A 26268-nucleotide genomic window follows, 5' to 3' on the forward strand; every position below is an offset into this window, starting at 1 on the left:
GCCACTGCTGTCGCCCCGATCCACGCAGTTTCCGGGAAGATCAGGAAACCGCTGCCCGCACCAGCTCGGTGATCTTCTTCTCGACCGCGGGGCTCCACTTCTGCAGCGCGTACGACGCCGGCCACATGTCTCCGTCGTCGAGATTGGCGGTGTCCTGGAAGCCCAGTGTCGAGTACCGGTAGTTGAACTTCCCGGAGTCCTGGAAGAAGACCACGATCTTGCCGTCCGCGTTCGCGTAGGCGGGCATCCCGTACCAGGTCTTGGGCGACAGGTCCGGTGCGGCGGCGGTCACCGTCACGTGGACGCGCTCGGCGAGCGCCCGGTCGTCCGGCTCCATCTGCGCGATCCGGTCGAGGACCGCTTGCAGCCCGTCGGCCTTCTTGGCGCCCTTCTTGCCCTCGGCGCGCAGCTCGGCGGCGCGCTCCTTCATCGCGGCGCGCTCCTCGGCGGTGAAGCCGTCGGACTTGGTGGCGGTGGTCTTCGCGGACATGCTCGGGCTCCCTCTCGTCGTCCGGCTCGGCGTGCCGCCGGCCGTTCTGGGAAAAGGCTAGGCCGGACGCCGGCCTCGGGGCTTCTCGATTCCTGATCAGTACGGAGCCCCGCCGCCGGCGCCCCTACGACGCCTCGCGGGCGGCGGCGATGATCCGGCCCCGCTCGGACTCGGGGAAGCGGTCGAGCATGGCGCGGGCGTCGTCGGCGCTCACGTTCGCGCCGAACAACTCGCTTCCCGGTTCGAGCCGTACCCCCTCGCCCAACGGACCGGCGACGACCGGATCGAAGCCGAGCGCGTCCACGAGGTACGCGACGGCGCTGACATCGGTGGCGTCGTCGCCGGCGATGACGATGGCCTTGCGGTCGGTGGTGCCCGCTGGCCGCGCCCCGTCCTCGAGGTCGTGGTAGCCCATGTGGTTGAACGCCTTGACGACGCGTGCGTCGGACAGGAATGCCTGGACGATCTCGCTCGACGAGGTTCGCGGGTCGGTGAGGTCGTCACGGATACCGTCGATCTCCCACCAGTAGTTCATCGCGTCGACGACGAGCTTGCCGCGCAGTGCCTCCACGGGGACGCTGCGGTACTTGCCGAGCGGCAGGGCGAGGATGACGATGTCGGCGCGGGCCGCCGCGTCGACGGCCGTGGTGGCCTCCGCCCCCGGAGCGAGCACCTCGACGGTGAGGGCGATCTTCGCCGGATCGCCGGAGCCGGCGACCAGCACCCGGTAGCCGGCGGCGACGGCGAGCCGGGCCAGCACCGTGCCCACCTTGCCGGCCCCGAGGACACCGAGGGTCTGTGGCCGGCTCCGGTCGTTGTCGTTCATGTCGTCCTCTCGCTGGGGAGTTCTGATCAGGCCAGCAGCTCGCGGACCATGGGGATCACCTTGGCGCCGTACAGTTCCACGGCCCGCATCCGGGCGCTCACCGGTTGCGCTCCGGCCGAGTAGATGAGGTCGAACCGGCCGACGCCGAGGCTGCGGATCGCGCGGGCCATCCGGCGGGCCACCGTCTCCGGCGAGCCGATGTAGAGGGAGCCGTTCTCCACCTCGGAGTCGAACTCCTGGCGGCGGATCGGCGGCCAGCCCCGCAGCTTGCCGATCCGGTCCCGCATGATCCGGTAGTGCGGCCAGTAGATCTCCTTGGCCTCCTCGTCGGTGTCGGCGACGAAGCCGGGGGAGTGCATCCCGACCGGATGCGCGGTGGTGCCGAGCTGGTCGGCCGCCCGGCGGTACAGGTCGATGTAGGGCGCGAAGCGCTCGGGGGCGCCACCGATGATGGCGAGCATCAGTGGGAGGCCGTACTGGGCGGTGCGGACGACCGACTGCGGCGAGCCACCGACGCCGACCCAGGTGTCCAGGTGACCCGACTCGGTCTTGGGAAAGACGTCGGCGTTCTCCAGCGGGGCCCGCAGGGTGCCGCTCCAGGTCACCGGCTTCTCGTCGAGCAGCTTCACGAACAGCTCGATCTTCTCCTCGAACAGCGTGTCGTAGTCGCGCAGGTCGTAGCCGAAGAGGGGGAACGACTCGGTGAACGAGCCGCGACCGAGGATGACCTCGGCCCGGCCGTTGGACAGCGCGTCGACTGTGGCGAAGCGCTGGAACACCCGGACCGGGTCGTCCGAACTCAGCACTGTCACCCCGGAGGCCAGCCGGATCCGCGAGGTACGGGTGGCGATGCCCGCCAGTACCGTCTCCGGCGTGGACACCGAGTACTCCGGGCGGTGGTGCTCGCCCAACGCGATGACGTCGACGCCGAGCTGGTCGGCGAGCACCGCTTCGTCGACGACCTGGCGGATCGCCGCGGCGTGCGAGACGAGCTTGCCGGCGTCGTCCTGCGGTACGTCGCCGAACGTGTCGAGGCCGAACAAGAGATCAGACATGGGTGGGCTCCTTCGCCAGCAGCTCCCGGACCCGCGGCGCAACCTCACTGCCCAGCAGTTGGATGGTGCGCGCGCGTGCCTCGCGGGGCAGGTGCATGATGTCGTACTTCAGATCGAAGCGGTTCAGCCGCAGGTCGCGGGCGACCGTGGCGATCTTCTGCGCCACCGTCTCGGGTGACCCGACGAAGAGCGCCCCGTGCGCGATTTCGGCCTCGTAGCGTGCGCGGTCCGGTTTGTAGAAGCCGCGTTCCGCGGCGAGCGCCGCCGCGACCGGCTGCCAGTACCGCCACCACGTCTGCACCGCCTCCTCGTCGGTGTCGGCGACCAGGCCGAGAGAGTGCTGCCCGATTGGCTGCGGGGTATGCCCGAACTGGTCGAGCGCCTTGGTGTAGAGGTCGACGTGGCCGGCGAACCGTTGGGGTCGCCCACCGATGATCGCCAGCATCAGCGGGAGACCGTGTCGGGCGGCGCGGACCACCGAGTTCGGGCTGCCCCCGACGCCGATCCAGGTCGGGATGCCGCCGGGCCGCATCCGGGGGTGCAGGCGCTGCCCGGTGAGTGGGCTTCGCACCGTTCCGGACCAGGTGACCGTTTCGTCGCGCTGTAGCCGCAGGAAGAGGTCGAGCTTCTCCTCGAACAGCCGCTCGTAGTCGGCCAGGTCGTAGCCGAACAGTGGGAACGACTCGGTCGCCGACGCGCGGCCGAGGACCAGTTGGGCGCGGCCGTTGGACACGGCGTCGAGGGTGGCGAACTCGTGGTAGAGGCGTACCGGATCGTTCGTGCTGAGCACCGTGACCGAGGTGCCGAGGCGAATCCGCTCGGTGGCCGTCGCGGCTGCCGCGAGCAACACCGGTGTCGCCGAGTCGTTGTGACCCTCCCGGTAGTGCTCGCCCAGGCTGAACACGTCGAGTCCGACCGACTCGGCGAGTTCAGCCTCGGCCATGAGCAGCCGTACGGTCTCGGCGTCGCTCAGCACCCGGTCGCCGTCGGTGGCCACCTCCCCGAACGAGTTGAGCCCCAGTTCGAAACCTGTGGCTGTCATGGTGTCCTCCTCGGCTTCCCGTCGGTGACCGGCGGGAGCGGCCTACCGATTGACGTGTCAATGATGCTAACTTGGCAATTGACGCGTCAATTCCCGGGAGAATGAGATGACGGAGACCACACCGTCGCGGCGGGGAGGGCGCCAGCTACCCGCGGCGGAGGAGTTGCGGATCTGGCGCGACTTCATCGAGGCGACGGCGGCGCTGAGCTCCCGCCTGGAGTCCCGACTGCAGAGTGACTCCGCCCTCTCGACCGGGGACTACGCCGTACTGCTCGCGCTCAGCGAGGCGCCGGAGCGGGCGATGCGATCGTCCGCGCTCGCGGCGCACATCGGCTGGGAGCGTAGTCGGCTCTCCCACCACCTGGGGCGGATGGAGCGCCGCGGCCTGATCCGCCGCCAGGAGTGCCCGACCGTCCCCCGCGGGGCCGAGGTGCTGCTCACCGCGGCCGGCGCCGAGGCGTTCGGCAACGCGACATTTCCCCACCTGCGTGCCATCCGTGAACTCTTCGTCGACGCCCTCACACCGGAGCAGATCGTCGCGGCCGGCGAGATCGCGGCGGCGCTGCGAGCGCGCCTCGACGCGCCGGACAAGGGCTGATCACGTCATCTGGCGAGCTGCCGGAGCACCCTGGGGTTGTCGTCGAACGGCAGGTGCAGGAATGCCATGACCGAGAGTGCTCAGACGATTGCCGAAAGCGACAGTCGGGTGGTCCAATCCTCCAGGAACCCGCCGATCCGCTGTCGAGGTGGAGCTGGCTACGGCTGCGCGCCCCGGGAGGTACGCCCATGACCGAGACCGCCGCCGCCGCGGCCCACCGCACCCGGGCGGACCGTCCCGGCCCGGTCAGCACCGAGTCGGTGTTGCCGGAGCTGCGCGAGATGTGGTGGGAGACGGGGGTGCGGGCGCGAGCCGAGGCCGGTGTCTTCGCCGTCTTCGCCGAGCTGCCCAGGCTCGTGCGGACCGCCCTGGGCATCAGTTGGCGCGCGGACCGACTCCGTACCGGCGTGGTGGCCGCGGCGACGGTCGGCGCGGGGGTGATGGCGGCCTTCGGGTTGCTCGCCACCCAGCGGGTGCTTGTGGAGTTGTTCGCCGGCGGGCCGACCGCCGACAAGGTGCGGGCGGCGATACCCGCCCTGGCCGTGCTGGCGGCGGCGGTCGCGCTGCGCGCGGGGATGGGCATCGCCACCGGGTACGCGCAGAACGGATTGACACCGCGGGTGAGCCGGGAGGTGGAGCGGGGTCTGTTCGAGGTGTCCACGGCGGTGCGTCTGGAGGCGTTCGACGCCGACGCGTTCGCCGACGACATGGAACGCGCCTCGCGGGGGACCGAGTCGACGATCGGGCTGGTGCAGGCGTCGATGAACCTGCTCGCCGGGCTGGCCGGGCTGCTCGCCGTGGCGGCGGCCGTCGTCATCATCCACCCGCTGCTGCTGCTGGCCCTGCTGGTGGCCACGGTGCCCAACGCCTGGGCGTCGCTGCGGGCCGGGCACCTGCGGTACCAGACGTACACCGCCGGATCGGTGCGCCGCCGTCGACTGTGGCTGCTGCACAAGCTGATGGCCGAACGCGCCTCGGCCCCGGAGTTGCGCTCGTACGGGCTGCGCGGCTTCCTCCTTGATCAGTACGACCGGGTGATGCGGGTGGAGACCGACATCCAACTCGCCCTGGCCCGTCGGGTCACCACCACCACCACTGTCGGGGCGATCATCGGCGGCCTCGCCACCGGCACCGTCTACGTCCTGCTCGGCCTGCTGCTGCTGGACGGGCAGATTCCGCTCGCCGCCGCGGCGACCTGTGTCATCGCGGTCCAGTCCGCGCAGCGGTCCCTGGCCATCGCCACCTTCCAGGTCGACCACGTCTACACCGAGGGTCAGCACTTCGGCGACTACACCGGCTTCATGACCCGTGCCGACGCCTACCTGCCGGACGCCACGCGACCCGCCGCCGGTCCGCAACGGCTACGGGAGCTGACAGTCGACAAGGTGAGCCTGCGCTATCCCGACCGGGACACCCCCGCCGTCGACAACGTGACGTTGCGGATCACCGCTGGCCAGACCGTCGCCTTCGTCGGTGAGAACGGCTCGGGCAAGACCACCCTCGCCGCGATGATCGCCGGCCTCCGGGTCCCCTCCGAGGGCAGCATCGAATGGAACGGTCGACAGCTGGCGGACTGGGACGTCGCCGGGCTGCGGGCCCGGATCGCGGTGGTGACGCAGGAATACCACAAGTGGCCGTTCACCGCGGCTACGAACATCGCCATCGGCGACGTCGACACCGAGCCCCGGCAGGACCTCATCGAGGCCGCCGCCGCCCGCGCGGTCGCCCACGACATGATCAACGACCTTCCACACGGGTACGAGACGCTGCTCGACCGGACCTTCGCCAGGGGCCAGGACCTCTCCGGTGGACAGTGGCAGCGCATCACCGCGGCCCGCGGGTTCCTGCGCGACAGCGAGCTGCTGATCATGGATGAGCCGTCCTCGGCCCTCGACCCCCGCGCCGAGGACGCCCTGTTCCAGGCCATCCGCGACCGTCGTGGCCGCGCCACCACGATCCTCATCACGCACCGGCTGGCGAACGTCCGGCACGCCGACCGGATCTTCGTCCTGCACCACGGCCGGCTGGTCGAGGAGGGCACCCACGACGATCTCGTCGCCACCGGCGGCCGGTACGCCGAACTGTTCGCGCTCCAGGCCGCCGGCTACGACGCCACCCGGACCGAGCGCCCGCCACTTCCGCACCAGGACACCACCTCCGCGCGCTGAGAAGCACCGCCACGACGAGGGGTACGCCCGCCGGTCGGGGCGTTCGCCCGCCTGGCCGACGGAGGCTAGGCTTCGGCCTATGTCAGGGGCGCGATGGCGTGGCCGGACGGCGGACGTCGCCCTGGTGCTCGCCGTCGGGCTGGTCGCCCTCGTCGGCCTGGTGGTGCAGTCCCGCGGCATCGACAGCACCGCCGAGTGGACGGCACTGCCTGTGGTGCTCACCTCCTCCGCCGCGCTGTACGTGCGCCGCCGTCATCCGGTGCCGGTGGGTGTGGTGGCGCTGGCCGCCGTCGGCGCGTACGGGGCTCTGCTGCACAAGCCCGGCCCGATCATGCTGGTCTTCGTCGTGGCGCTCTACACAGTTGTCGACGAGGGCCATCTCCGGATCGCCATCGCGCTCGGTGTCGCCTCGGTGATCGCCTTCGCCGCCGCGGACAGCGTCGACCGGTCCCCGGACACCATGAACGGGGCGACGCTGCTGCACGCCGGTTGGCTCGTCGCGGTCATCGTCGGCGTGACCCGTAACCGCCGGGCCTACCTCGCCGAGGCGCAGGCCCGTGCGGCAGTCGCCGAACAGCGGATGGAGGAGGAGGCCCGGCGGCGGTCCACCGAGGAGCGGCTGCGCATCGCCCGCGAGTTGCACGACGTCCTCGGCCACCATCTCTCGCTGATCAACGTGCAGGCCAGTGCCGCGTTGCACCGGCCGGACCCGGCCCGCGCCGAGCAGGCGCTCACCGCTATCAAACAGACAAGCAAGGAGACGTTGCGCGAGCTGCGGGTGACGCTCGGCGTGCTGCGGCGGGAGGGGGAGGCGCCGACCGCGCCCGGCCCCGGCCTTGATCGCCTCGGCGACCTGATCCGGACGGCCGGACGACCCGAGTTGACGATCAGCACCGAACTCGCCGAAACCAGGTCGCTGCCCCCGGAGGTGGACCTGGCCGTCTACCGCATCGTCCAGGAAGCGCTCACCAACGTGGCTCGGCACGCGGGTGCCTCCGCCGCCGTGGTCCGGGTACGACCCGACCGCGACGACGTGCTGGTGGAGGTGGAGGACGACGGCACCGGCACGCCCGGCGCTCCGGGCAGCGGGATCATCGGGATGCGCGAGCGGGCCAGCGCGCTCGGCGGTTCACTGACCACCGGAGCGCAGCCGGGCGGCGGCTTCCGGGTCCGCGCCCGCCTGCCGCTGCGGCCCGCTTCGACAACGGCGGGGGAGCCGACGTGATCCGACTGCTGCTCGCCGACGACCAGACCCTGGTCCGCGCCGGCTTCCGATCCATCCTGGACGGCGAGGACGGCATCGAGGTGGTCGGCGAGGCCGCCGACGGCGCCGAGGCGGTGCGGCTGGCCGGGCAGTTGAGTCCGGAGGTCGTCCTCATGGACATCCGGATGCCCGTCCTCGACGGCCTCGCCGCCACCCGGCAGATCGTCACCACCGGCACGGCCCGGGTGATCATCCTGACCACCTTCGACCTGGACGACTATGTCTACGGGGCGCTCCGGGCCGGCGCGAGTGGGTTTCTGGTCAAGGACACCGAGCCGGCGGAGCTGATCCACGGGGTGCGGGTGGTCGCCCGTGGAGACGCGCTGATCGCGCCGTCGATCACCCGGCGGCTGATCGCCGAGTTCAGCGCTCGGGCCACCCATCCCGACCCCGGGCCGCGGCTGAGCGGGCTCACCACCCGGGAGCGCGAGGTGCTCGCACTTGTCGCCGCGGGCCTGTCGAACGACGAGATCGCCGCGCGGTTGGTGCTGAGCCCGGCCACCGCCAAGACGCATGTCAGCCGGATCATGACCAAGACGCAGGTCCGGGACCGGGCACAGCTGGTGATCCTCGCCTACGAGTGTGGTCTGACCGTGCCCGGTTGGCTCACCCGCTCCTGAGCACGACCTCAGGCGGCCAGCCGGGCACTGCGGCGGGCCCGGACCAGAGCCAGTCCACCGAGGACCACCGCGGCCAAGCCGACCACCAGGGCCACGTAGGCCCCGCCGAGCCCGTTACCCGTACCGACGCCGCCGTCGGCGGTGGCCACCACCAGCCCACCGAGCGCCATCCCGACCAGCCCCGCCGCCAGGGCGAAGGCGGCCCCACCGCTCCCGGAGCTGGTGCCGACCCGACTGGTGGGACGGGCCAGGGCCAGTCCACCGACGACCGCGCCCACGAGCCCCAGCAGGGCGCCCACGCTCGCACCGATCCGCCCGGAGCTCATTGTGAGAACGGTGGCGGCGGCCGGCTGGACCGAGGCGCGGGCGACCAGCTCGATCCCGGCGGGCGGGGCGGCTACGGCGGCGACAAGCAGGTGACGGACGGACATCACGGTTCCCTTCGACGGTGTGACAGCTACCGGTGGCAGCGTAGGTAGCGCGCCGCAGCCGAGTCGTCATGCCGGAGTTGCCGACCAACCCACAACCGGGGAGGTACGCGACCGGGGCGGCGTACCGTCCCAGTCGTCTCTCCGGGCATCCGACGTAGACCTGGCACCCCAGGGCCGGCCCGCTGGACGACTCGGCCGGCAGATGGCCGTCAACCGCTGACGTGCCCGGCCGTGGCCAGGAGGAACGCCTGGTCGTCCCGCTCGGTGCTCCCGGCCCGCCGCACCAGGCGGCACTCCTCCCGCAGGCCGGCGGCCTCGATCTCGGCGGCGACCTGGTCTGCCGTGTATCGGTGCCGCGTCAGGTGGACCTCTAGGCCAAAGCGGCGGCGGTAGGGGCCGGACATGTCTCGTGCACCTTCGCCGGCCTGGAAGCCGACGAGCAGATGGCCCGTGGGCCGGAGCACCCGGGCCGCCTCGGCGAAGACGCGCGCCTGCCCGGCGGGGGGTGTGTGGATGGTGGAGTACCACAGCAGGACACCGGCGAACTGGGCGTCCGGGAAGGGCAGGGCGGTCAACGAGCCGACGGCGAACATCAGGTCGGGGTGGTCGCGTCGTGCTCGGACGATCATGCCCGGCGACAGGTCCACGCCGTGTACCAGACACCCACGATCGGTGAGGTACCTGCTCATCCGGCCGGTGCCGCATCCGGCGTCGAGGACCGCGCTGTCGCCGCTGGCCGTCACCGCCTCAGCGAACGCGTCGACCATGGCGAGGTCGAGTGCGGCTTCGGCGCGGGTGTCCGGCAGGCAGGTGGCGTAGTCCGCGGCGACGGTGTCGTAGGCGCGTCGCACACCGCGCAGGTCGAGCGGATCGGAGGGCGAGGAAGTCACGGCCGCATCATCGCAACCGGCGAAGCCGCCCGTCGGTCTGGTGGCAGGGGATCGAGCGCCGCGCTGGCGGCAGTGGTGGCACTACCCGTGCCAGGCGTCGATGGCTCGCACGCCGTCCCGCACGACCCGGTCCACGACTGCGGGATTGCCGCTGGAGCCCTCCCACCCCTGGTCGTTGAAGACCGTCACCACCGTGTCGACGCGGGCCACCGCGATCTGGCTGGACCCGTTGCCGCCCGTGTGTTCTCCGTTCAGGTTCGTGTTGGGCCACGTCCGGGTCAGCAGCAGCGCCTCGTCACCGATGCCGGGCAGAGCCTCGGTCTTGACGGTCGCCCGGTTTCCGAATTGCTGGTAGGAGGGACACGCCTTCAGGTCGGTGCGCAGCCGGGCCAGGTAGTCCGTGGCCCCGGTGCCGGCGAAGGTGAAGATGGTCTGGTGGACCATCCCCTGGGGCGTGTACGAGGGACCGTCGTCGGCCCCCTTGTAGGTGACTGTCATCGCCGCGGCGGCGGTGACCTGGCGGCCCCCGGTGCCGAACTCGTTGGCGCAGAGCTTCGGCAGGGCCTGCTCGACCGGCACCGTTCGACGCGGAGACTTCCGCAGCTCGGGCGGCAGCTCGACGAACGCCGACGTCGGGATGGTCACCGGGCCGCTCGCGCTGGTGCTCGGCGACGGCTGGCCGGTCGGGTCCGCTGCCGCCGCTGTGGATGTCGGTGCCGCACCCGACGGGGTCGAGCCGGGCGGGTCCGCGGCGGTGGTGGTGCAGGCGGTGGCAAGTGTCATGGTGCCCACCAGCGGGATCAGCGCGAGCACGCGTCGCGTACGGGTGGACGGTGGCGGTGTGTGTCGGCTCATGATCATCCTTCGTCGATGTCGGGGCAGTTCCCGGTGGCGTACCGTCCCAAACGACGATTCGCGGCGTCGGACGCTCGCCCGAGCGGTGGTAATCGGGATGTCGACACACCCGCCGACCCGCCAGGTTGCCCGCGTGACCAGCGTGATCGCCAGGTGCACCGGAGCGTGGTGTGACGTCCAGGTCGGTGCGCGGCGACGCCAGCGATCCGTCGCGCCTGCGCTGAGCTGTCTCCCGCGACTATTCGGCCCCGGACGTGGCGAAGGAGATGCACGTCGGGCATCTTCGCTCCACTGTCGTCGGCGACGCGGCGGTGCGGCTGCTGGACTGGCTGGGGCACCGGTGGCGCGGGGCAACCACCTGGGTGACTGGGGGACACCGTTCGGCATGCTGATCGAGCACCTGGCCGACCTCGGTGAGGCCGGTGCGGCGCACGAGTTGTGCATAGGTTCCCTGGACGGCTTCTACCGGGCGGCGGCCCGGACGCTGCGGCAGGGGCTGCACCTGCTCGGCATCCGAACCCCGGAGCGGATGTGCCGGGTCAGCGGACCTTCTTCGTCGCCCGCTTCCGGGGCGGCGTCAACAGGTCGGCGATCTGGGCGATGGCGGTGGGCACCAGGCGGTAGTAGGCCCACACCCCCCGCTTGTCGCGTTCGAGGAGGCCGGCCTCGGTGAGGATCCGCAGGTGATGACTCACTGTCGGCTGGGACAGGTTGAGCGCCCCGGTGAGGTCGCTGACGGACGCCTCACCTTCCGGCGCGGACTGGATCAGACTGAGCAGACGCAGTCGTGCTGGATCGGCGAAGGCCTTCAGCACCCCCGCGAGCCGTTCGGCATCGGCCCGCTTGATTGGATCGCCGGTGAGCGGCGAGATCGCAGGCATGGCAGTTTTCGCAGTTCCCACGCCCACTATGGTTACACCAACACCATCAATAAGCAGGTAGAACCGGCATCAATACTCCAATGGCGTCCGTACGGCCACCCGCGACGGCTGAACGTGAGTCGAACGCCGACGACCGTGGGGACGTACCGGCCGTGTGGGGCTCCGCCGCGCCCCACACGGCCGTACGTCGACGGACACGCCGTCGGGTCAGCCGCGACCGAGGGTCAGCGGCGGGGTTTGGGTGCGACGCGCGGCAGGACGTACGGCGGTCCAGCGAAGATCAGGTCCGACTTCAGCTCCTGGTACGCCCGCTTGGGCTGGTAGTTCTCGTCGTAGATGGTGGCCAGGCCCTCCGGCGGGTCGTCGAACCAGCCGGGCACCCAGGAGTACTTGTCGCTGAACCCCCAGACCGTGTACGACAGGCAGCTCCGCACGGCCAGGCACGCCTTCATCAGCACGCTGAAGTTGGCCGCCGACGCCTGGAGCCGAGGGTTGATCTCCTCCGCGTTGCCGGCCTGGACGCCTGCCGTCATCTGGCTGCGGACGTCGACCTCGGTGAAGGCGGTGGCGACGCCGAGCCCGCCGAACTTCTTCAACGCGGCGGTCACCTGGAGGGTGTCGAAGTTGCCGTACTGGGTGCCCAGGTGCCCCTGGGAGCCGACGCCGTCGATCGGCACACCCTGCGCGCGCAGGCCCTTGGTCATCTCGTAGACGAACTGGGTCTTGTCGTCCGCCGCGTTGCCGGAACCGAACGCCTCGATGTTGTAGTCGTTGTAGAACAGCAGGGCCTTGGGGTCGGCGGCCCGCGCCCAGCGGAACGCGTCGGCGATGTAGCCCGGCCCGAGGTTCTCCGCCCAGAAGCCCTTGTAGTGCAGGGTCGACGGGGTGTCCCAGGGGTCGCTCACCGCCTCGTTGACCACGTCCCACTGCCAGATCTTGCCCTTGTACCTGTTGACGACGGTGGTGATGTGCTTGCGCAGCAGCTCGCGCAGCTCCGCCTTGCTGATGGAGCCGTCGGCGACACCGCTGGTCAGCCAGCCGGGCAGTTGGTTGTGCCAGACCAGCACGTGGCCGCGTACGCTCTGCCGGTTGCGCTTGGCGAACTCGATGAGCTGGTCGGCCCCGGCCCAGTTGTAGGTGCCGCGGGTGGGCTCCAGCACCTCCCACTTCATCACGTTCTCGGCGGTCACCGAGGTGAACTCCGTGGCGGCCAGCGCGCGGTACTGCGGGTCACCGGCGTCGTTGAGCGCATCCATGTTGACCGCGGTGCCGACGTGGAGGCCGTGGCGCAGGCCGAGGGCGCCGAGGCTCTGCGCGGTGGGGTCGTACGGCCGACTCGCGGTGGCGGGCACCGTGTTCAGCGCCGCGACGGTGAGGACGGCGACCACGCCGACGGTGGTCCACTGTCTCAGCTTCATCTGCGTTCCCTTCCGTTTTCATAGACATTTATCGATCTTGAAGCGCAGGGTGCGGTGCGGACGGGTTGAGCAGGGGGCCGGTGCCGCGCGCCCGAGCTGGGGCTGATGGTGAGCGGTGGTGCCGTGCCGACCGGAAACTGGAAACTCGCTCGAAACGTTAAGGTGGTCGATGTCGGGACGTCAACCGTCAATACTTCCGGAAATTGGTCACATGAGCTGCGGAGCCTCAACCGGCTCGCTGTCGAAAGTTTCGGATGACGGCGGTGCGGTGCGTGGGTGCGGAGGGGCCCGAGACGGGTGAACGTGAAGCGGTCACCGCACGGCGGGGGCAGGGCGGCTGCTGCTGACCGCGGAGCGGTGGGGCGATCACCGGCCGCATCAACCGGCCGTGACCACCTCGCCAGCCACCGGGCTACCTGTCGTAGGGACGGGTGACCCGGTGTGGTGCCTCGCGGACGACCCAGCTGGCCGCGTGATTCCCCATCATGAGCTCCGCGAGGAACGACGCGAGGGTCTCATCCACATTGGTCAGCGCAGACCGGCGAAGAGGTCGTCCTCGGGGGTCGCCGCGCCGGTCCGGTCCCGGACCCGCACGAAGGTCTCCACCCCCATCAGCTCGGTGAACCGCTCCCGGCCCAGTTGCAGGAAGAAGATGTTCTCGGTCTGACTGGCGTGGGTGGCCAGCGCGTCGAACTTCTGCGCGCCGTAGCTGCTCGTGTCCACCCAGGTGCTGATCTCGTCGTCGGGCAGGCCGAGCTGCGGCATCGGCTCCGCCGCCGGGTCCGGCGCGTCCCACTCGACGCCGAGCTCCCGCATGATCTGGCCGAACTGCTCGAACGCGGCGCGCGGCACGGTGGTCCAGTAGACCTTGGCCGGGCTGTCGGTCATCTCGACGGCGGCCATGGTGATCCGGTGTGCCTGGATGTGGTCCGGGTGGCCGTAGAAGCCGTTCTCGTCGTACGTGACGATCACGTCTGGCTGGTACTGCCGGATCAGCTCGGCGAGGCGGCCCGCCGCCTCCGCCACCGGCGTCGTCCAGAACGCGCCGGGCTGGTCGTTTGTCGGCCAGCCCATCATCCCCGAGTCGGCGTAACCGAGGGTCTCCAGGTGGCTGACCTTCAGCACCGCGCAGCTGGCCTCCAGCTCGGCCTGGCGCATCGCCACGACAGCTGCCGGATCGTGCCCCGGGTCGCCCGGTTTCACCCCGCCAGGGCCGTCGCCGCACCGCCCGTCGGTGCAGGTCACCAGGACCGTCGTGACGCCCTCCGCGGCGTAGCGGGCCAGCACGCCACCGGTGCTCGTCGCCTCGTCGTCGGGGTGGGCGTGCACCGCCATCAGGGTCAGGGGTCGCTCAGCCATGCCACCACCCTACGGTCACCCCCCGACGGTCCCACGACCTCCACCGGCAACGAGGCAGTCCCGGTCACCCGAGCACCCGGTCCGGTCCGGGTGCGCACCCCGGCCCGGTGGCGGCGAACCCGGCGAAATGCCAGGTCAACGGCTTGTGTACGGCGGGCATCCTACCCAGATCGGCATCTCGGCTGCGGTCCTTGCGCATAGCGTCGTCGGGCCGGTGACCGGCCCCTACGTTGATCAGGACGGCAGGTCAGAGCAGCTCAGGACGCGGGGGAGAGGTCGATCGCGGTGGCCGGTGCGGGGACGTTCGGCGAGGTGAGACAGGTCGACGCCGGGGTGCTGAACGTGGGCTACGTGGACGCCGGGCCGCCCGACGGTCCCGCCGTGATCCTCCTGCACGGCTGGCCGTACGACATCCACAGCTTCGTCGACGTCGTGCCGCTGCTCACCGACGCCGGGCATCGGGTCGTCGTGCCGTACCTGCGGGGCTACGGCACGACCCGGTTCCGCTCCGACGACACCATGCGCAACGGCGAACCGGCAGCCATGGGGCTCGACCTCATCGCCCTGATGGACGCCCTGAAGATCGACTCAGCGAAGCTGGCCGGGTTCGACTGGGGTGCGCGGACGGCCGACGTGGTGGCCGCGCTGTGGCCCGAGCGCTGCCGAGGGCTGGTGTCGGTGAGCGGTTACCTGATCGACGGCCAGGCCTCGGGCAGGGTGCCGCTGCCACCGAAGGCGGAGCTGGCCTGGTGGTACCAGTACTACTTCGCCACCGAACGCGGCCGGGAGGGCTACGACAGGAACCGGCGCGACTTCGCCAGACTGATCTGGCGGACCGCGTCGCCGAAGTGGTCGTTCGACGATGCCACCTTCGACCGCAGCGCCTCCGCGTTCGACAACCCGGACCACGTGGACATCGTGATCCACAACTACCGGTGGCGGCTGGCCCTCGCCGCTGGCGAGTCACAGTATGACGAGGTGGAGCAGCGGCTGGCCGCGAAACCGGAGATCACCGTGCCCAGCATCTCCCTGGAGGGGGACGCCAACGGCGCACCGCACCTGGAGCCTGGCGTCTATGGCAAGCAGTTCACCGGGCAGTACGAACACCGGACCGTCGGCGGCGGGGTCGGGCACAACCTGCCGCAGGAGGCCCCGCAGGCGTTCGCGGACGCGGTGATGGACGTCTGAACCGGATCACCGCCCGCGCCGATTCGGTCGCTGGGGCTCCGGACGTTCTACCCGCACCGGATCGCCACGGACCAGGTCGTCGTGCACCCGCCACCGGGCCGTGCTGACCGCACGCCGCGCCGCCTCGTCGCCCTGCTCGACGCGTTGCCGCAGCAACTGCAGGGCGACAGCGCGGTTGAGGCTGAACCGCCGCTCCTCGTCCACCACGACGACGAGGCCGGACGGACGGTGCGTCGCGCGGACCGCCGTGCTTGCCTTGTTCCGGTGCTGACCACCCGGACCGCCGGTACGGCAGCCGACGATGTCGACGTCGGCCTCGGCGAACGGCGTCGGCGTGGCGTCGGGCTGCGGCGGTTGCGCGGTGACGTACCAGTTCTTCCGGCCCGTGCTCGTCCGGTACGGACTCGGGGCCTGCCAGCACAGCGTTCCGGTCCAGGAGGCGGCGAACGCGTCGGCGTCCGCGCCGGTGATCCGGATGAGCGCCGAACGGTAGGTGCCGGGTCGATCACCGGGCACCAGCTGAACCTGTTCGATCGTCAGAGCTCGGCGGGTGCCAGCTTCGGTCAGCCGACGCAGTAGCTGGGCGAGTGCCCAGGCGCACTCCCGCGGACCACGGCCGGCGGACAGCAGCAGGAGCACGCCCATCACCGGCCCCGTCCGCCGTGCTGGCCCCGCCGTTGCGTCCGGGACGCGGAGCCGGGATCGGGCGTCTTGTAGGTGACCAGCGGAGTCGTCCTGACCACCGGGGTGGCCAGCCGGTGCTCGACCAGGTCGGCGATCACCTGCTCGATGCGCTTGTACGCCGTGGGCGCCTCCTCGAACAGCAGTTGGCGGTCGCCGCACACCACAAGCGAGCCCACCGGCGTGCGCCGTAGCTCCTCGACGGTGTGCTTGGCCCGGCCCCGCCGCAGGGCGTCGGCGCGCGACATCTTGCGGCCGGCGCCGTGCGCCACCGAATGGTTGGCCTCCGCGCCGGCGTGGGCGGCCACCAGGAAGGAGGCAGTGCCCCGGGTGCCGGCGACGAGGACGTCGCGGCCATCGCCCGGCGCCGCGCCCTTGCGGTGCAGGTAGACCCCGTCGCGAAGCTCGACCAGGTTGTGGCACTGATCGACGATCGGTGCGGTGGGCTCCGCCCCCAACGCGTCCGCGACCCGGGCCGCCAGCAGCCGGCGGTTGAGCGAACCCCAGCGCACGGCGGCGTCGTGCATGCTCAGGTAGGCGCCGGGATCGGGAGCGGCACCGGCGCCGTGCAGCTCGGTGTGTGCCCGCAGGATCCGTTCGCCCAGACCACGGGAACCGCTGTGCACGATGAGCACGAGATCGCCGGCGTCGAGCCCGAGACGACTCGCGTGGCCGGTGTCGAGGACGGTGTCGACGCGCGCCAGTTCGACGAAGTGGTTGCCGCGGCCGACCGTCCCGAGACCGTCCAGGTGACCGGCCGGGACGTCACCCTGGAGGACCGCCCAGACCGGGTCGTCGGCGTCCTGTTCCGGATCCAACGCGCGGTCGAGGTCGGGGAACCGGGCGGCGAGGCGCTCCGGCACGGCCCGCTTGAGCCTGATCGGGAACACAGCGATGCCGCAACCGATGTCGGAGCCCACCAGGAACGGGTACAGCACTGTCGACGCCATGGCCGCACCGATGGGTGCGCCCTTGCCGGGGTGCAGGTCCGGCATCGCCGCGACGTGGATCATGCCGTCGAGGGCGGCAACCTGCTGGCACTGGTCGAGCGCGGCGGACTCGATCCAGCTCGCGGGTGAGGCGAACACCGAGACGGTGGCCGGGGTGGACGGGGGCAGGGACTCCCGAGGGGAGTGGTGCTGGAGCAAGGGAGACTCACTTCTCACTGACGCGGGAACGGGCGACGGCACGCCCACCGGGAGGTGTCACCGGGGGCGGAGGCGTGGGTGGTTCCGTCAGTACGTCATGGACGACACTCTCCTGCGGCCCGTCCCGTACGGCAAACCATTTTCCGTCGCGCGTACGCTGCCGCGATGACCGCACCGCGCCGCATCCTGGTCTACGGGGTGCACGGCTCGGGCAAGTCCACTCTCGCCGAGCGCTTGGCCGAGCGCCTCGGATTGCCGTGGTATCCGGTGGACGACCTGCTGTGGCTGCCGGGGTGGGTCGAGGTGCCGGTCGCCCAGCAGCGCGGCCGGATCGAGGAGATCTGCCGTCGGGACACCTGGATCCTCGACGGCGCGTACCACGGATGGCGGGACGTGCCGCTGGCCCGGGCCGACCTGGTGGTGGCCCTGGACTACCCGCGGTGGCGCTCGTTCTGGCGTTTGCTGCGTCGTACCCTGCGCCGCCTGGGCTCCGGCGAGGTGATCTGCAACGGAAACCGCGAATCACTTGGCAGTGTGCTGTCCGGGGACTCGATCCTCGTCTGGCACATCGCCGCGTTCGGCCGGGAACGGCGGCGAATGCGGACCTGGCAGGCCGACCCGGCCGGGCCGCCGGTGCTGCTGTTCAGGAGCCCGGCGGGCCTGGATGACTGGGTGGCGGGCCTGCCGACCCGGTGACGCCGGTCGGGGTGCGGATCCACTCGGGCGCGCCGCGGAGCGCACGGCATTGGGCACCCGAAAGGACTGCACAGGAAGTCTGCCGATGTACCGGCACGGAAGCCGATCACCGCTCTCCTGCACTGCTGCGCGCGGGCCGTCGAGGTCGGTGAACAGACGTTTGACTTCGCGCCGGCCGCCGGCGAGCTGGGCAGCGCGCGGTTTGCGCAGACCTATGTCGTGCGGCCGGCTACAGGTTCTGCTCTACCTCTCGCACGAACGAGAGGACGAGCCATGCGGAAGCTGGGCCTGACCGACTGACCCGGTGCGTGCGGTACCGGGCCCGTTGGCCCGGCACACCGTCGGCCCACTCCCCGCGGGGAAGTGGGCCGACGGTGTCGCGCGTGGTCAGTGCCGAGGGTGCCCGGCGGGCAGGTCACCGGCCGGGCCTCCGATCAGGACTCCCCGGTGCGACGCCTGGCGAGGAAGAACGCGAACGCGCCAAGCACGACCAGTGCACTTCCGATGCCCGTCATGGCCGGGACCGCGCCACTGCCGGTCACCGGCAGGACGGGGAACCTTCCGCCGCCGCCCGGGCTGCCGGGTGCGCCGGGGCTACCGGGTGCGCCGGGTGCGCCGGGTGCGCCGGGTGCGCCGGGTGCGCCGGGGCTGCCGGGTGCGCCGGGGCTGCCGGGTGCGCCGGGTGCGCCGGGGCTGCCGGGTGCGCCGGGTGCGCCGGGGCTGCCAGGTGCACCGGGTGCGCCAGGGCTGCCAGGTGCGCCGGGGCTGCCGGGTGCGCCGGGGCTGCCGGGTGCGCCGGGGCTGCCGGGTGCACCGGGTGCGCCAGGGCTGCCGGGCGGGCCGGACGGTCCGGGCGGACCGGTGGGCCCGGGCGGGCCGGACGGCCCGGGCGGGCCGGACGGCCCGGGCGGACCGGTGGGGCCGGCGCAGAGCGGCGCTGTGATGACGTTGGTGTCGAGGGTGACGGCGGCGGTACGTGCCAGTGCACGGCCCTGGAGGGTCGCGCCCGTAGCCATCGTGATCGCCGCTTGGGCCATGACGGTGCCCACGAAGGTGGTACCCGTACCGATTGTCGCTGAGCTGCCGATCTTCCAGAACACGTTGCAGGCCGAAGCGCCGTTGATCAGGACGACACTGCTGTTCGACGCCGTCGTCAGCGCGGAGTCGACCTGGAAGATGAACACGGCCGCGGGATCGCCCTGGCCGTTGAGCGTCAACGCCCCGGTCAGCTGCGCGGCCCCGATCCGGTAGACACCAGCATTGAGGGTGTTGCCGCCGAGTTCCGCGGGCAGGTTGGTGAACGGTGTCCGTCCGGCGGCGTCGTTGAAGGCGATCGTCAGGTCACTCTGGGCCTGGAGAGCGACCGCGTCGCCGAGGTGGACCTCACCGCCGATGGTTGCCGTGCCGAAGCCCGCCGCGGTGTTTCCAGGGAATCGCCCAAGGCTTTGACCCAGGAAGCTCGGGCCGGTGTTGGTCGGCTCGGCTCCGGCAAGGACGGAGAAGTTGCCGGCTGTCCCCAGGTTCACAGGTGCATCCGCGGCGCTGGCCGGCGTGGAGCCGAGCAGCAGGAAGCTCGCGACGACGGCGGCTGCTGCGGATGCCGCGAGCGCGGGTAGCAGCCGTCGGCGAAGGCGATGATGATTGGGTTTTGCTGTCACAGAACACCCTCCGTGGGTATTACCTCGCAGGAGAGCTTGGTGAGCCACACGCTGCGTGAAAGGCCTGGATGGCACTGACAAAGTGCGCTCATCACCACATCACGTAACGGTCGCGTATGCCTACAAAACGGGATATTAAGGTACGCCGGACGAGCCAATAACCATTCGCGTTCATGTTGTCCGCAGCCCGTAACCGGCTGGCCGGACCCTGCGGCCGACATCGCGAAAGGCGGCCGACATCGCGAAGCGCGGTCGACATTCGCGAAAGGCGAGCTGCTATCGATCGAGCGCCGTTATGGACGGCAGCCCGGCTTCAGTTCTCAGGGCTGGTGTGCCGCAGCGGGCCGGATCGCCCGGCCGTGTACGCAGGGTGCGGACGGGCTGTTGCTGGTGGCCGGGAAACGGAACCGACGCAGCTCCTCGATCACGAACCCTTCGGCGCTGATGGCGGCGACGGTGTCGCGGTTGGTGTGGCAGCCGCCGAACAGCTTGGGCCACAGTGTCGCGTCGAGCAGACGTTGGGCTCGGTGCAGGCGGCTGTGCTGCTCGGCGGCGACGTGTTCGAAGAAGCGCAGTTGGCCGCCGGGGCGCAGCACCCGGCTCACCTCCGCGAGCGCGCTCGCCTGATCCGGCACTGTGCACAGCACCAGCGCGACGACAGCAGCGTCGAACTCGCCGTCGCCCGCGGGCAGGGCGTCGGCCAGACCGTCGACGACGGTGACCGGTACCGGCGCGTCCGGTGCCGCCCGCTCGGCGGCGGCGCGCAGTCGACGTTCCGGCTCGACCGCGAGGACCTCGGTCACCCCGGGTGGATAGTGGGCGAACAGCAGGCCGTTGCCCGCCCCGATCTCGATCACCCGGCCGGACAGCCCGGCGACCAGGTCCCGGCGGAACTCCGCGGTGCCGGCACGGTCCATGGCGACGCTGAGCTTCTCGTACACCCGGGCGAAGACCGGATGGGACACCGCAGTCATGTCGACCTCCAGATCTCGTCGGACCGTATCTCCGGCGATTGTCCTACATCGGCGCACGCTTTCCGTCTTACTGGTTGTCAGCACGGTGCAACCCAGCGCAGACAGGACGTGTTCGACCATGAAGATCGTCGTCATCGGCGGCAGTGGCCTCATCGGCACCAAGCTCGTGGACAGTCTCGGTGCCCAGGGGCACGAGGCGGTGCCGGCGTCGCCGAAGACCGGCGTCAACACCCTTACCGGCGAGGGGGTGGCCGAGGTGCTCGCCGGTGCGGATGTCGTGGTCGACGTGTCGAATTCGCCGTCGTTCGAGGACGACGCCGTGCTGGAGTTCTTCGAGACGTCCACCCGCAATCTCCTCGCCGCCGCGGCGGCGGCCGGGGTCGGCCACTACGTGGTGCTCTCGATCGTGGGTTGCGACCGGATCCCGGACAGCGGGTACATGCGGGCGAAGGTCGCCCAGGAGAAACTGGTCGTCGCGGCCGGGATCCCGTACTCCGTCGTGCACGCCACGCAGTTCTTCGAATTTCTCCAGGGGATCATCGACGCCGCCACGGATGGCGACACCGTGCACCTCGCGCCGGTCCTCATCCAGCCGATGGCAGCGGACGACGTCGCGGCCGGGGTGGCCGAGGTAGTGGTCGGTGCTCCCACGAACGCGGTGGTCGAGATCGCTGGCCCGGAGCAGTTCCGCCTCGACGAACTGGGCCGATCCATCCTCGCGTCCCAGCAGGATCCCCGCTCGGTGGTGGCCGACCCGGGCGCCCGCTATTTCGGTGCCACGCTCGGCGAACGCTCGTTGGTCCCCGGCGACGGCGCCCGCATCGCCGGCACGCGCCTCGACGACTGGCGTGCCCGGGCGACCCGCCCCGGGTGACCCGGCCCGCTATTCGGGTGGTTCCGCCTGCCCCTCGAGGCGCCGCACCAACTCCCGCACCACCTCGGTGAACGCCTCGTCCGCCTCGTCCGGCCAGTGTCCGTGGATGGGAGGGGGGACGCTGTCGCTGGGCGGGGTCACCACGTCGCGGGGATCGCGTTGTCGACGGTCCACCGCCGCTGCCGGGTCGCTGCTCGGCGCCGTCCGGGGTGACCGGTGGGCGGAGAAGACCCAGCCGCCGATCGGGTCGGTGTCGCGCCACAGGTTCACCCAGCGCCAACCGACCCGGTGGCCGATGTCCCGCAGTACCGCGTCGTCGATGTAGGCGGGGAAGAGCCGCGCGTAGAGGCGACGCAGCGGTGAACCGTGGGTGAGTAGGGCGACCCGGCTGCCGACCTCCGGAGGCAGTTGGAGCACCGCTGCGGCGAGCAGCACCGAACCGTGGCTGTGCCCGGTGAGCAGCACGGCGTTGCCGCTCTCGACGAGGTACGTGATCCGGCGGGTCAGCTCGGGTACGGCGCGTTCGGCGTAGCAGGGTGGTGCGAAGGGGTGGGCGGCTCGGGGCCAGAACGTGCCGAGGTCCCAGAGCACGCCGACGTGCCGGCGGAACGGGATGGTCCGGTAGGCGAAGATGCTGCCGATGATCAGGCCGAGGATGATCGCGGCGATCAGCCAACTGCCGAACGCGATGGCGAAGGTGACCGCGTCCGCCGGCAACCCGGCGTTTCGCTCCACGACGTCGCCCGGGAACTGTCCCAGCAGGCCGATGGTGGTGGTGGCCGTGGCCAGTCCGGCGAGGCAGCCGAAGAGCACCGCGAGCGGCACCAGTTTCTCGGTGAACCGAGCGCGGGCAATCGCGTCGCGGACCTGCCGCAGTCGGTTCCTGGCCTCCGCCGGGGCGTTCGGGTAGTCGTTGGCGACGATCGTCGCGGCGTCGCGACGCCGCTTGCGGCGGGAGATCACCGCGACCAGGCCGGCGACGACCACCGTGATCAGGATCGCGCGGAGGAAACCGAAGATCACCCAGGTGTACGCGCGGGGTGGGCCGGCGGCGATGCCCGCACCGGTCGGCAAATCCCGGTCGAGGAAGTCCGCGGCCCGGTAGACCGCCTCGGCGGAGTACGCCACCGCCACGCTGATCCCGGCGGCCGCGATCGCGAGCCCGCCCAGCCCGAACAGTGGCGTCGCACCCCGCCGGTCCCGCAGCCGCAGCAGCACCACACCCAGGATGGCCAGCACTGTCGTCTGCGTGACGAACAGGCCGGCCAGGGTCGTGTCGTAGCCGGGCAGCTCGCGGCGTCCGTCCCACGGCTGCGGGCTGGCCAGCACGTGGGCCACCACGAGCACGGTCAGGACGATGGCGGTGGACCGCAGCGCGTGGGTGATGCCGTCGAGTCGCCGATCGGTGGCGGCCTGGTCGATCAGCGGGGGAGTGCAGAGCGATCCCACGCAGGCGGCCAGGACCAGCACGGTGGCCACCGTCAACGCGACGCCGATGGCGGTGGCACCGGTGGCGACCCGGGCCAGCAGCAGGGTGAGGTCGAGCGTCGCGAACGCGGCGGCGACGTGGATCGAGCGCAGCCGCCCGACGAGCGGCTCGGCGTCCCACTGACCGACAGCGCCGAGCCGGTGCCCGGCTACCCGCTCGGGTGCGCGAAACGCCTCGAACGTCCGACCCGGGCGGCTGCTGATTCGCCAGATCAGGCCGATCGCGGCGGCCGGGACCAGCGCGAGCACCGCCAGTCGCAGCCCGACCGGCCGCCCGCTCAACCAGGACAGCCAGCTGCGTCCGGCGAGGCAGTTCGCCGAGTTCAGACACTTCCAGCCGACGAGGTCCAGGGCGACGCCGGCGATGGCGAGCACGTAGAGCACGGTGAGCGTGAGCGCCAGCACCCGGCACAGCGACCTGACCGTCGCCTCCGAACCGGAGTTCGCGGGACGCATCCAGATCGCCACGTTGACGAGCATGAAGGGCAGCAGGAAGACCAGCCCCAGGGCGCGGGCCACGGTCCCGGAGGGCAGGTCACCCCAGCGGTACGCCTCAAGCGTCACCCCGTGCGCGCCGGTGGCGTCCGTACACCGGGGGCGCGGCCGGTAGAAGCCTCCGCTGCGGTCACCCGCCACCTGTGCGGTCTGCCGCAGGCCCAGCACCTCTTCGGCGTTCGCGCCGGAGACTCCGTGCACCCGCAGCTCCACGATGCCGCAGGTGCTGTGTGGCCCGCTCAACCGCGCTGATCCATCCGAATGTCCCCCGAGGCGTCTCGGCAGCCCCATGGCACACGTTCGACCCGGGGCCAGCCCTGCCAGCACCGCGCCGGGGTCGGCACCCGGACGGCGGCAGAGCGCGGTCTACCCGAACCGGGCGGCCTCAATCGCGTCGCCGCTTACCGCACGCTCCGCTGGGGTGTCGACGCACCGGAGTGGGGGATTGGGCGGGCGCTGGCGGGGTAGGTGCCGCCATGGTCGCAGCCGGTCGGCACGGAGCGGACGGCCGCGCTCCGATGGTGGCCCGGCTTTCGGCGCGTGCGGTGCGCACGCTGCGCGACCGGTTACGTCGGGTCCGGGCCATCGGCGGTCTCGCCCTGCAGGCCGGCCTGGCCGCGGCGCTCGCATGGTTTGTGGCGCACGAACTGCTCCACGTGTCGCAGCCGGTCTTCGCTCCGATCTCCGCGGTCTCGACTCTCGCCGCGTCCGTCGGCCAGCGGCTCCGCCGGACCGTCGAGCTGATCATCGGGGTCACCGTCGGGGTGCTGATCGGTGACCTGCTGCTGCTGGTGATCGGCACCGGGTGGTGGCAGCTCGCCCTGATCGTCGTGCTCGCGATCGTTGTCGCGTTGTTCCTCGTGGGCAGTGCGGCGGTGGTCGTCCAGGCCGGGGCGACGGCCGTGCTGATCGCCACGCTCAGTCCGTCCGTGCGTGATCTGGAGATCCCTCGGTTCGTGGACGCGCTGATCGGGGGCGGCATGGCGCTGCTGGTCACCACGGTGCTGCTGCCGCTGAACCCGCTGCGGGTGCTCAACCGGGCCGCGCGGCCGGCGTTGGATCTGCTCGTCACCCAACTCGACGCGACCGCCGGCGCGCTGGCCGAGCGGGACGCTGATCGGGCCCGCACCGCCCGCGGCGAACTGCGCCAGAACAAGGGCCAGTTGCAGGCGTTCGTCGAGGCGACCCAGGGCGCCCGGGAGACCAGTGCCCTGTCGCCGCTGCATTGGCACGAACGGCGCGGTCCGGTGAGCCAGTACGCCCAGGCGGCGGAGCCGATCGACCGGGCGATGCGTAACAGCGGAACGTTGATCCGCCGGGCGGTGACGCTCATCGAGGACGGCGAACCGGTCCCGGACGCACTGCCGGGGGCGGTGGCCGATCTCGCCGAGGCCGTCCGACTGCTCAAGCGGCAGTTCGCCGCCGCGGTCGAGCCGAACCGGGCCCGCGAGCAGGCGCTGCGGGCGGTCCGGGCTGCCGGTCACGCCTACCGGGAGGGGGTTGGCTTCTCCGGGGCGGTCGTGGTGGCGCAGATCCGAACAACCGTCAGCGACCTGCTGGTGGCCACCGGACTCACCCAGGAGGAGGCGAATCACCTGGTCCGGGGCATGTTCGGCGACCTGGAAGCGGCCGAACTGCCGCAGCGGGACTGATTCTCGGCACCATCCTGAGCCAAGACTGTTGCATGCTGAGCCAAAGTGGTGCCATGATGGTGCCATGGAGCTGAGGTCGTACGTAGAGAACCTGCGAGACGAGTTCGCCGTGGCCGCGGAGGGGGTCGACCCCGAGGCCCGGCTGTTGGCCGAGCGACTCTTCACACAGTTGGAGGCGGCGACCCGTCTCACCCTGCTCGAAGCCCTGTCCGACGCCGCCGACGAGATCACCCGCGATCTCGCGCCGGGTTCGGTGCACGTCCGGTTGCGCGGGCGCGAGCCGGACTTCGTGGTGACGCCGGCCAGCCCGCCCGTCGACGAGGTGCGCGAGGTCAGCGGCCCGCCGACGCTCGCCGCGCCGGCCCCCGCACCGGAGGGGGAGGAGGGCGGCACCTCACGGATCAACCTCCGACTCCCCGACCACCTCAAGGCCAGCGTCGAGGAGGCCGCCGGGCGCGCCGGGCTCTCGGTGAACGCCTGGTTGGTGCGCGCCGTCGCCGGTGCGGTGAGCGCCGGCGAGACGCAGCATCGGCCGCCCCGGCGGGTGGAGTCGCGCTCCGGCCAGCACATCACCGGCTGGGCCCGCTGACTCTCCGTACCCCGCAGTTCTCGCGCCGCTGACCAGCGGCGACAGTCACCGACCACCTTCCGGGAGACCACCATGCCTGTTTTCGAAACGCCAGAACCCATCGCCGCGCGGGTCGAGCTGCCCGTGGGAGATGTCTGGATCAAAGCGACCGACCGCACCGACACGGTGGTGACGGTGCGGCCCCGCGACCCGTCGAGCAAGGCCGACGTGAGCACCGCGGACCAGACCACCGTCCAGTACGCGGGGGGACAACTACTGATCAGGGTGGCGAAGACGTGGCGCCGCTACGGCTTCGGTCCGGGGCCGTCGGTGGACGTGCTGATCGAGCTGCCGGCCGGGTCGCGGGTGCACGCCGAGTCGTCCTGGGCGGCGTTCCGCTGCGAGGGCCGGCTGGGCGAGTGCCGGATCAAGACCGGGAGCGGGATCCGGCTCGACGAGACCGGGCCGCTGGACATCGACAGCAGTCACGGCGAGGTGGCGGTGGAGCGGGTCGTCGGCTCGGCCCGGGTGAAGGCCTCGTCCGGCAAGGTACGCCTCGGTGCCGTCGACGGCTCCGCCGAGATCAAGAACTCCTCCGGTGACTGCTGGATCGGCCGCAGCGGCGGCGACGTCCGGGTCAACACCGCGTACGGCGACATCACCCTCGACGCGCCGCTGGCCTCGGTGACGGCCCGCACCGCCTACGGCAACGTCCGGCTGGGAGAGGTCGTCCGGGGGGCGATCGAGCTGAACACCTCGTACGGCGCCATCGAGGTCGGCATCCGGCGCGGGACCGCCGCCTGGCTTGACGTCAGTTCCAAACACGGCCGCGTGCACAACGCCCTGGAGACGACCGACGGTCCCGCGGAGACCGACGAGACGGTCGAGGTCCGGGCGAACACCTCCTACGGCGACATCATGATCCGCCGCGCCTGACCTGTTCGCACCG

General features: G+C 71.2%; 25 protein-coding genes and 1 pseudogene. 11 read left to right on the forward strand and 15 right to left on the reverse strand.

Going from position 1 to position 26268, the window contains the following annotated elements; genetic code table 11:
- Positions 1-40: 40 nt before the first annotated feature.
- From AB0B86_RS20815 to AB0B86_RS20830, 4 genes are all read right to left on the reverse strand, one after another.
- Positions 41-490, reverse strand: a complete 450-nt coding sequence (locus AB0B86_RS20815) for a hypothetical protein (RefSeq protein ID WP_357404476.1) — start codon at positions 488-490, stop codon at positions 41-43.
- A gap of 124 nt (positions 491-614) precedes the next feature.
- Positions 615-1316, reverse strand: coding sequence for an NAD(P)-binding domain-containing protein (locus AB0B86_RS20820; RefSeq protein ID WP_357404474.1), 702 nt, complete (start codon positions 1314-1316; stop codon positions 615-617).
- Positions 1317-1342: 26 nt separating this feature from the next.
- On the reverse strand, positions 1343-2371 hold the full coding sequence (locus AB0B86_RS20825; RefSeq protein WP_357404472.1) for an LLM class flavin-dependent oxidoreductase: 1029 nt from the start codon (positions 2369-2371) through the stop codon (positions 1343-1345).
- Entirely contained in the window at positions 2364-3413 is a 1050-nt protein-coding gene (locus tag AB0B86_RS20830) for an LLM class flavin-dependent oxidoreductase (RefSeq protein WP_357404470.1), read from the reverse strand. Before AB0B86_RS20830 ends, AB0B86_RS20825 begins: the two co-directional genes overlap by 8 nt.
- A gap of 106 nt (positions 3414-3519) precedes the next feature.
- Here AB0B86_RS20830 and AB0B86_RS20835 point away from each other — a divergent pair, with 106 nt between their 5' ends.
- From AB0B86_RS20835 to AB0B86_RS20850, 4 genes are all read left to right on the forward strand, one after another.
- Positions 3520-4011: a MarR family winged helix-turn-helix transcriptional regulator gene (locus AB0B86_RS20835; protein ID WP_357404469.1), complete on the forward strand. Its 492-nt coding sequence runs from the start codon at positions 3520-3522 to the stop codon at positions 4009-4011.
- A 281-nt stretch (positions 4012-4292) separates the two neighbouring features.
- Complete coding sequence (locus AB0B86_RS20840) at positions 4293-6179, forward strand: ATP-binding cassette domain-containing protein (protein WP_357404540.1); 1887 nt, start codon at positions 4293-4295, stop codon at positions 6177-6179.
- Positions 6180-6258: 79 nt separating this feature from the next.
- Complete coding sequence (locus tag AB0B86_RS20845; RefSeq protein ID WP_357404467.1) at positions 6259-7404, forward strand: sensor histidine kinase; 1146 nt, start codon at positions 6259-6261, stop codon at positions 7402-7404.
- Positions 7401-8063: a response regulator transcription factor gene (locus AB0B86_RS20850; protein ID WP_357404465.1), complete on the forward strand. Its 663-nt coding sequence runs from the start codon at positions 7401-7403 to the stop codon at positions 8061-8063. The genes AB0B86_RS20845 and AB0B86_RS20850 overlap by 4 nt, the downstream gene beginning before the upstream one ends.
- 8 nt (positions 8064-8071) lie before the next feature.
- On the opposite strand, the gene AB0B86_RS20855 is transcribed toward AB0B86_RS20850, so the two are convergent.
- The 3 genes from AB0B86_RS20855 to AB0B86_RS20865 form a co-directional block, all read right to left on the reverse strand.
- Positions 8072-8494, reverse strand: a complete 423-nt coding sequence (locus AB0B86_RS20855; RefSeq protein WP_357404463.1) for a DUF6223 family protein — start codon at positions 8492-8494, stop codon at positions 8072-8074.
- Between the two features lie 209 nt (positions 8495-8703).
- The gene (locus AB0B86_RS20860; RefSeq protein WP_357404461.1) at positions 8704-9384 is read right to left on the reverse strand and encodes a class I SAM-dependent methyltransferase; all 681 of its coding nucleotides are present in this window, start codon (positions 9382-9384) and stop codon (positions 8704-8706) included.
- A gap of 81 nt (positions 9385-9465) precedes the next feature.
- The gene (locus tag AB0B86_RS20865; RefSeq protein ID WP_357404459.1) at positions 9466-10239 is read right to left on the reverse strand and encodes a hypothetical protein; all 774 of its coding nucleotides are present in this window, start codon (positions 10237-10239) and stop codon (positions 9466-9468) included.
- 236 nt (positions 10240-10475) lie between these two features.
- On the opposite strand from AB0B86_RS20865, the pseudogene argS reads away from it, so the two are divergent.
- Positions 10476-10714, forward strand: a pseudogene (gene argS / locus AB0B86_RS20870) (arginine--tRNA ligase); the annotation flags it as partial.
- A gap of 64 nt (positions 10715-10778) precedes the next feature.
- Here argS and AB0B86_RS20875 read toward each other — a convergent pair.
- The 3 genes from AB0B86_RS20875 to AB0B86_RS20885 form a co-directional block, all read right to left on the reverse strand.
- Positions 10779-11120: a metalloregulator ArsR/SmtB family transcription factor gene (locus tag AB0B86_RS20875; protein WP_357404457.1), complete on the reverse strand. Its 342-nt coding sequence runs from the start codon at positions 11118-11120 to the stop codon at positions 10779-10781.
- Between the two features lie 224 nt (positions 11121-11344).
- Complete coding sequence (locus AB0B86_RS20880) at positions 11345-12538, reverse strand: endo-1,4-beta-xylanase (RefSeq protein WP_357404455.1); 1194 nt, start codon at positions 12536-12538, stop codon at positions 11345-11347.
- Between the two features lie 528 nt (positions 12539-13066).
- Positions 13067-13897, reverse strand: coding sequence for a PIG-L family deacetylase (locus AB0B86_RS20885; protein ID WP_357404453.1), 831 nt, complete (start codon positions 13895-13897; stop codon positions 13067-13069).
- 312 nt (positions 13898-14209) lie between these two features.
- On the opposite strand from AB0B86_RS20885, the gene AB0B86_RS20890 reads away from it, so the two are divergent.
- Positions 14210-15085, forward strand: coding sequence for an alpha/beta hydrolase (locus AB0B86_RS20890; RefSeq protein WP_357404451.1), 876 nt, complete (start codon positions 14210-14212; stop codon positions 15083-15085).
- A 6-nt stretch (positions 15086-15091) separates the two neighbouring features.
- Here AB0B86_RS20890 and prfH read toward each other — a convergent pair whose 3' ends face one another.
- Together prfH and AB0B86_RS20900 are read right to left on the reverse strand one after the other, a co-directional pair.
- Positions 15092-15730, reverse strand: a complete 639-nt coding sequence (prfH, locus tag AB0B86_RS20895) for a peptide chain release factor H (RefSeq protein ID WP_357419445.1) — start codon at positions 15728-15730, stop codon at positions 15092-15094.
- The gene (locus AB0B86_RS20900; protein ID WP_357404447.1) at positions 15730-16914 is read right to left on the reverse strand and encodes an RNA ligase RtcB family protein; all 1185 of its coding nucleotides are present in this window, start codon (positions 16912-16914) and stop codon (positions 15730-15732) included. The genes prfH and AB0B86_RS20900 overlap by 1 nt, the downstream gene beginning before the upstream one ends.
- Positions 16915-17079: 165 nt before the next feature.
- Between AB0B86_RS20900 and AB0B86_RS20905 the strand changes: the two genes are divergently transcribed.
- Positions 17080-17610 (forward strand): AAA family ATPase, encoded by a 531-nt coding sequence (locus AB0B86_RS20905; protein ID WP_357404445.1) that lies wholly within the window; start codon positions 17080-17082, stop codon positions 17608-17610.
- A gap of 434 nt (positions 17611-18044) precedes the next feature.
- Here the strand turns inward: AB0B86_RS20905 and AB0B86_RS20910 are convergent, their stop codons facing one another.
- Both AB0B86_RS20910 and AB0B86_RS20915 read right to left on the reverse strand, forming a co-directional pair.
- Positions 18045-19136, reverse strand: a complete 1092-nt coding sequence (locus AB0B86_RS20910) for an ice-binding family protein (protein ID WP_357419448.1) — start codon at positions 19134-19136, stop codon at positions 18045-18047.
- A gap of 452 nt (positions 19137-19588) precedes the next feature.
- Positions 19589-20242 (reverse strand): class I SAM-dependent methyltransferase, encoded by a 654-nt coding sequence (locus tag AB0B86_RS20915; RefSeq protein WP_357404441.1) that lies wholly within the window; start codon positions 20240-20242, stop codon positions 19589-19591.
- Between the two features lie 118 nt (positions 20243-20360).
- Between AB0B86_RS20915 and AB0B86_RS20920 the strand changes: the two genes are divergently transcribed.
- Positions 20361-21116 (forward strand): SDR family oxidoreductase, encoded by a 756-nt coding sequence (locus AB0B86_RS20920; RefSeq protein ID WP_357404439.1) that lies wholly within the window; start codon positions 20361-20363, stop codon positions 21114-21116.
- A gap of 9 nt (positions 21117-21125) precedes the next feature.
- Here AB0B86_RS20920 and AB0B86_RS20925 read toward each other — a convergent pair whose 3' ends face one another.
- Entirely contained in the window at positions 21126-23342 is a 2217-nt protein-coding gene (locus AB0B86_RS20925; protein ID WP_357419451.1) for a hypothetical protein, read from the reverse strand.
- Positions 23343-23617: 275 nt separating this feature from the next.
- Between AB0B86_RS20925 and AB0B86_RS20930 the strand changes: the two genes are divergently transcribed.
- The 3 genes from AB0B86_RS20930 to AB0B86_RS20940 all read left to right on the forward strand — a co-directional run bounded on the left by AB0B86_RS20930 (position 23618) and on the right by AB0B86_RS20940 (position 26255).
- A complete protein-coding gene (locus AB0B86_RS20930) occupies positions 23618-24751 on the forward strand; it encodes an FUSC family protein (RefSeq protein WP_357419568.1) in 1134 nt (377 codons plus the stop codon).
- A 64-nt stretch (positions 24752-24815) separates the two neighbouring features.
- Positions 24816-25340 carry a hypothetical protein gene (locus AB0B86_RS20935; RefSeq protein ID WP_357419454.1) on the forward strand — a complete coding sequence of 175 codons (525 nt, stop codon included), beginning with the start codon at positions 24816-24818 and terminating at the stop codon, positions 25338-25340.
- A gap of 72 nt (positions 25341-25412) precedes the next feature.
- Positions 25413-26255: a DUF4097 family beta strand repeat-containing protein gene (locus tag AB0B86_RS20940; protein ID WP_357419456.1), complete on the forward strand. Its 843-nt coding sequence runs from the start codon at positions 25413-25415 to the stop codon at positions 26253-26255.
- The last annotated feature ends 13 nt before the right edge of the window (positions 26256-26268 follow it).

The organism is Micromonospora sp. NPDC049047 (assembly GCF_040649135.1).
Lineage (GTDB): Bacteria > Actinomycetota > Actinomycetes > Mycobacteriales > Micromonosporaceae > Micromonospora.

Excerpts from the sequence above, each read along its gene's own strand:
- AB0B86_RS20835 (WP_357404469.1), top strand. The coding sequence starts at position 3,520 with ATGACGGAGACCACACCGTCGCGGCGGGGAGGGCGCCAGCTACCCGCG.
- AB0B86_RS20815 (WP_357404476.1), bottom strand. The coding sequence starts at position 490 with ATGTCCGCGAAGACCACCGCCACCAAGTCCGACGGCTTCACCGCCGAG.
- AB0B86_RS20825 (WP_357404472.1), bottom strand. The coding sequence starts at position 2,371 with ATGTCTGATCTCTTGTTCGGCCTCGACACGTTCGGCGACGTACCGCAG.
- AB0B86_RS20905 (WP_357404445.1), top strand. The coding sequence starts at position 17,080 with ATGACCGCACCGCGCCGCATCCTGGTCTACGGGGTGCACGGCTCGGGC.
- AB0B86_RS20865 (WP_357404459.1), bottom strand. The coding sequence starts at position 10,239 with ATGAGCCGACACACACCGCCACCGTCCACCCGTACGCGACGCGTGCTC.
- AB0B86_RS20935 (WP_357419454.1), top strand. The coding sequence starts at position 24,816 with ATGGAGCTGAGGTCGTACGTAGAGAACCTGCGAGACGAGTTCGCCGTG.
- prfH (WP_357419445.1), bottom strand. The coding sequence starts at position 15,730 with ATGGGCGTGCTCCTGCTGCTGTCCGCCGGCCGTGGTCCGCGGGAGTGC.
- AB0B86_RS20915 (WP_357404441.1), bottom strand. The coding sequence starts at position 20,242 with ATGACTGCGGTGTCCCATCCGGTCTTCGCCCGGGTGTACGAGAAGCTC.
- AB0B86_RS20845 (WP_357404467.1), top strand. The coding sequence starts at position 6,259 with ATGTCAGGGGCGCGATGGCGTGGCCGGACGGCGGACGTCGCCCTGGTG.
- AB0B86_RS20875 (WP_357404457.1), bottom strand. The coding sequence starts at position 11,120 with ATGCCTGCGATCTCGCCGCTCACCGGCGATCCAATCAAGCGGGCCGAT.
- AB0B86_RS20880 (WP_357404455.1), bottom strand. The coding sequence starts at position 12,538 with ATGAAGCTGAGACAGTGGACCACCGTCGGCGTGGTCGCCGTCCTCACC.
- AB0B86_RS20930 (WP_357419568.1), top strand. The coding sequence starts at position 23,618 with ATGGTGGCCCGGCTTTCGGCGCGTGCGGTGCGCACGCTGCGCGACCGG.
- AB0B86_RS20830 (WP_357404470.1), bottom strand. The coding sequence starts at position 3,413 with ATGACAGCCACAGGTTTCGAACTGGGGCTCAACTCGTTCGGGGAGGTG.
- AB0B86_RS20840 (WP_357404540.1), top strand. The coding sequence starts at position 4,293 with ATGTGGTGGGAGACGGGGGTGCGGGCGCGAGCCGAGGCCGGTGTCTTC.
- AB0B86_RS20885 (WP_357404453.1), bottom strand. The coding sequence starts at position 13,897 with ATGGCTGAGCGACCCCTGACCCTGATGGCGGTGCACGCCCACCCCGAC.
- AB0B86_RS20855 (WP_357404463.1), bottom strand. The coding sequence starts at position 8,494 with ATGTCCGTCCGTCACCTGCTTGTCGCCGCCGTAGCCGCCCCGCCCGCC.
- AB0B86_RS20820 (WP_357404474.1), bottom strand. The coding sequence starts at position 1,316 with ATGAACGACAACGACCGGAGCCGGCCACAGACCCTCGGTGTCCTCGGG.
- AB0B86_RS20920 (WP_357404439.1), top strand. The coding sequence starts at position 20,361 with ATGAAGATCGTCGTCATCGGCGGCAGTGGCCTCATCGGCACCAAGCTC.
- AB0B86_RS20940 (WP_357419456.1), top strand. The coding sequence starts at position 25,413 with ATGCCTGTTTTCGAAACGCCAGAACCCATCGCCGCGCGGGTCGAGCTG.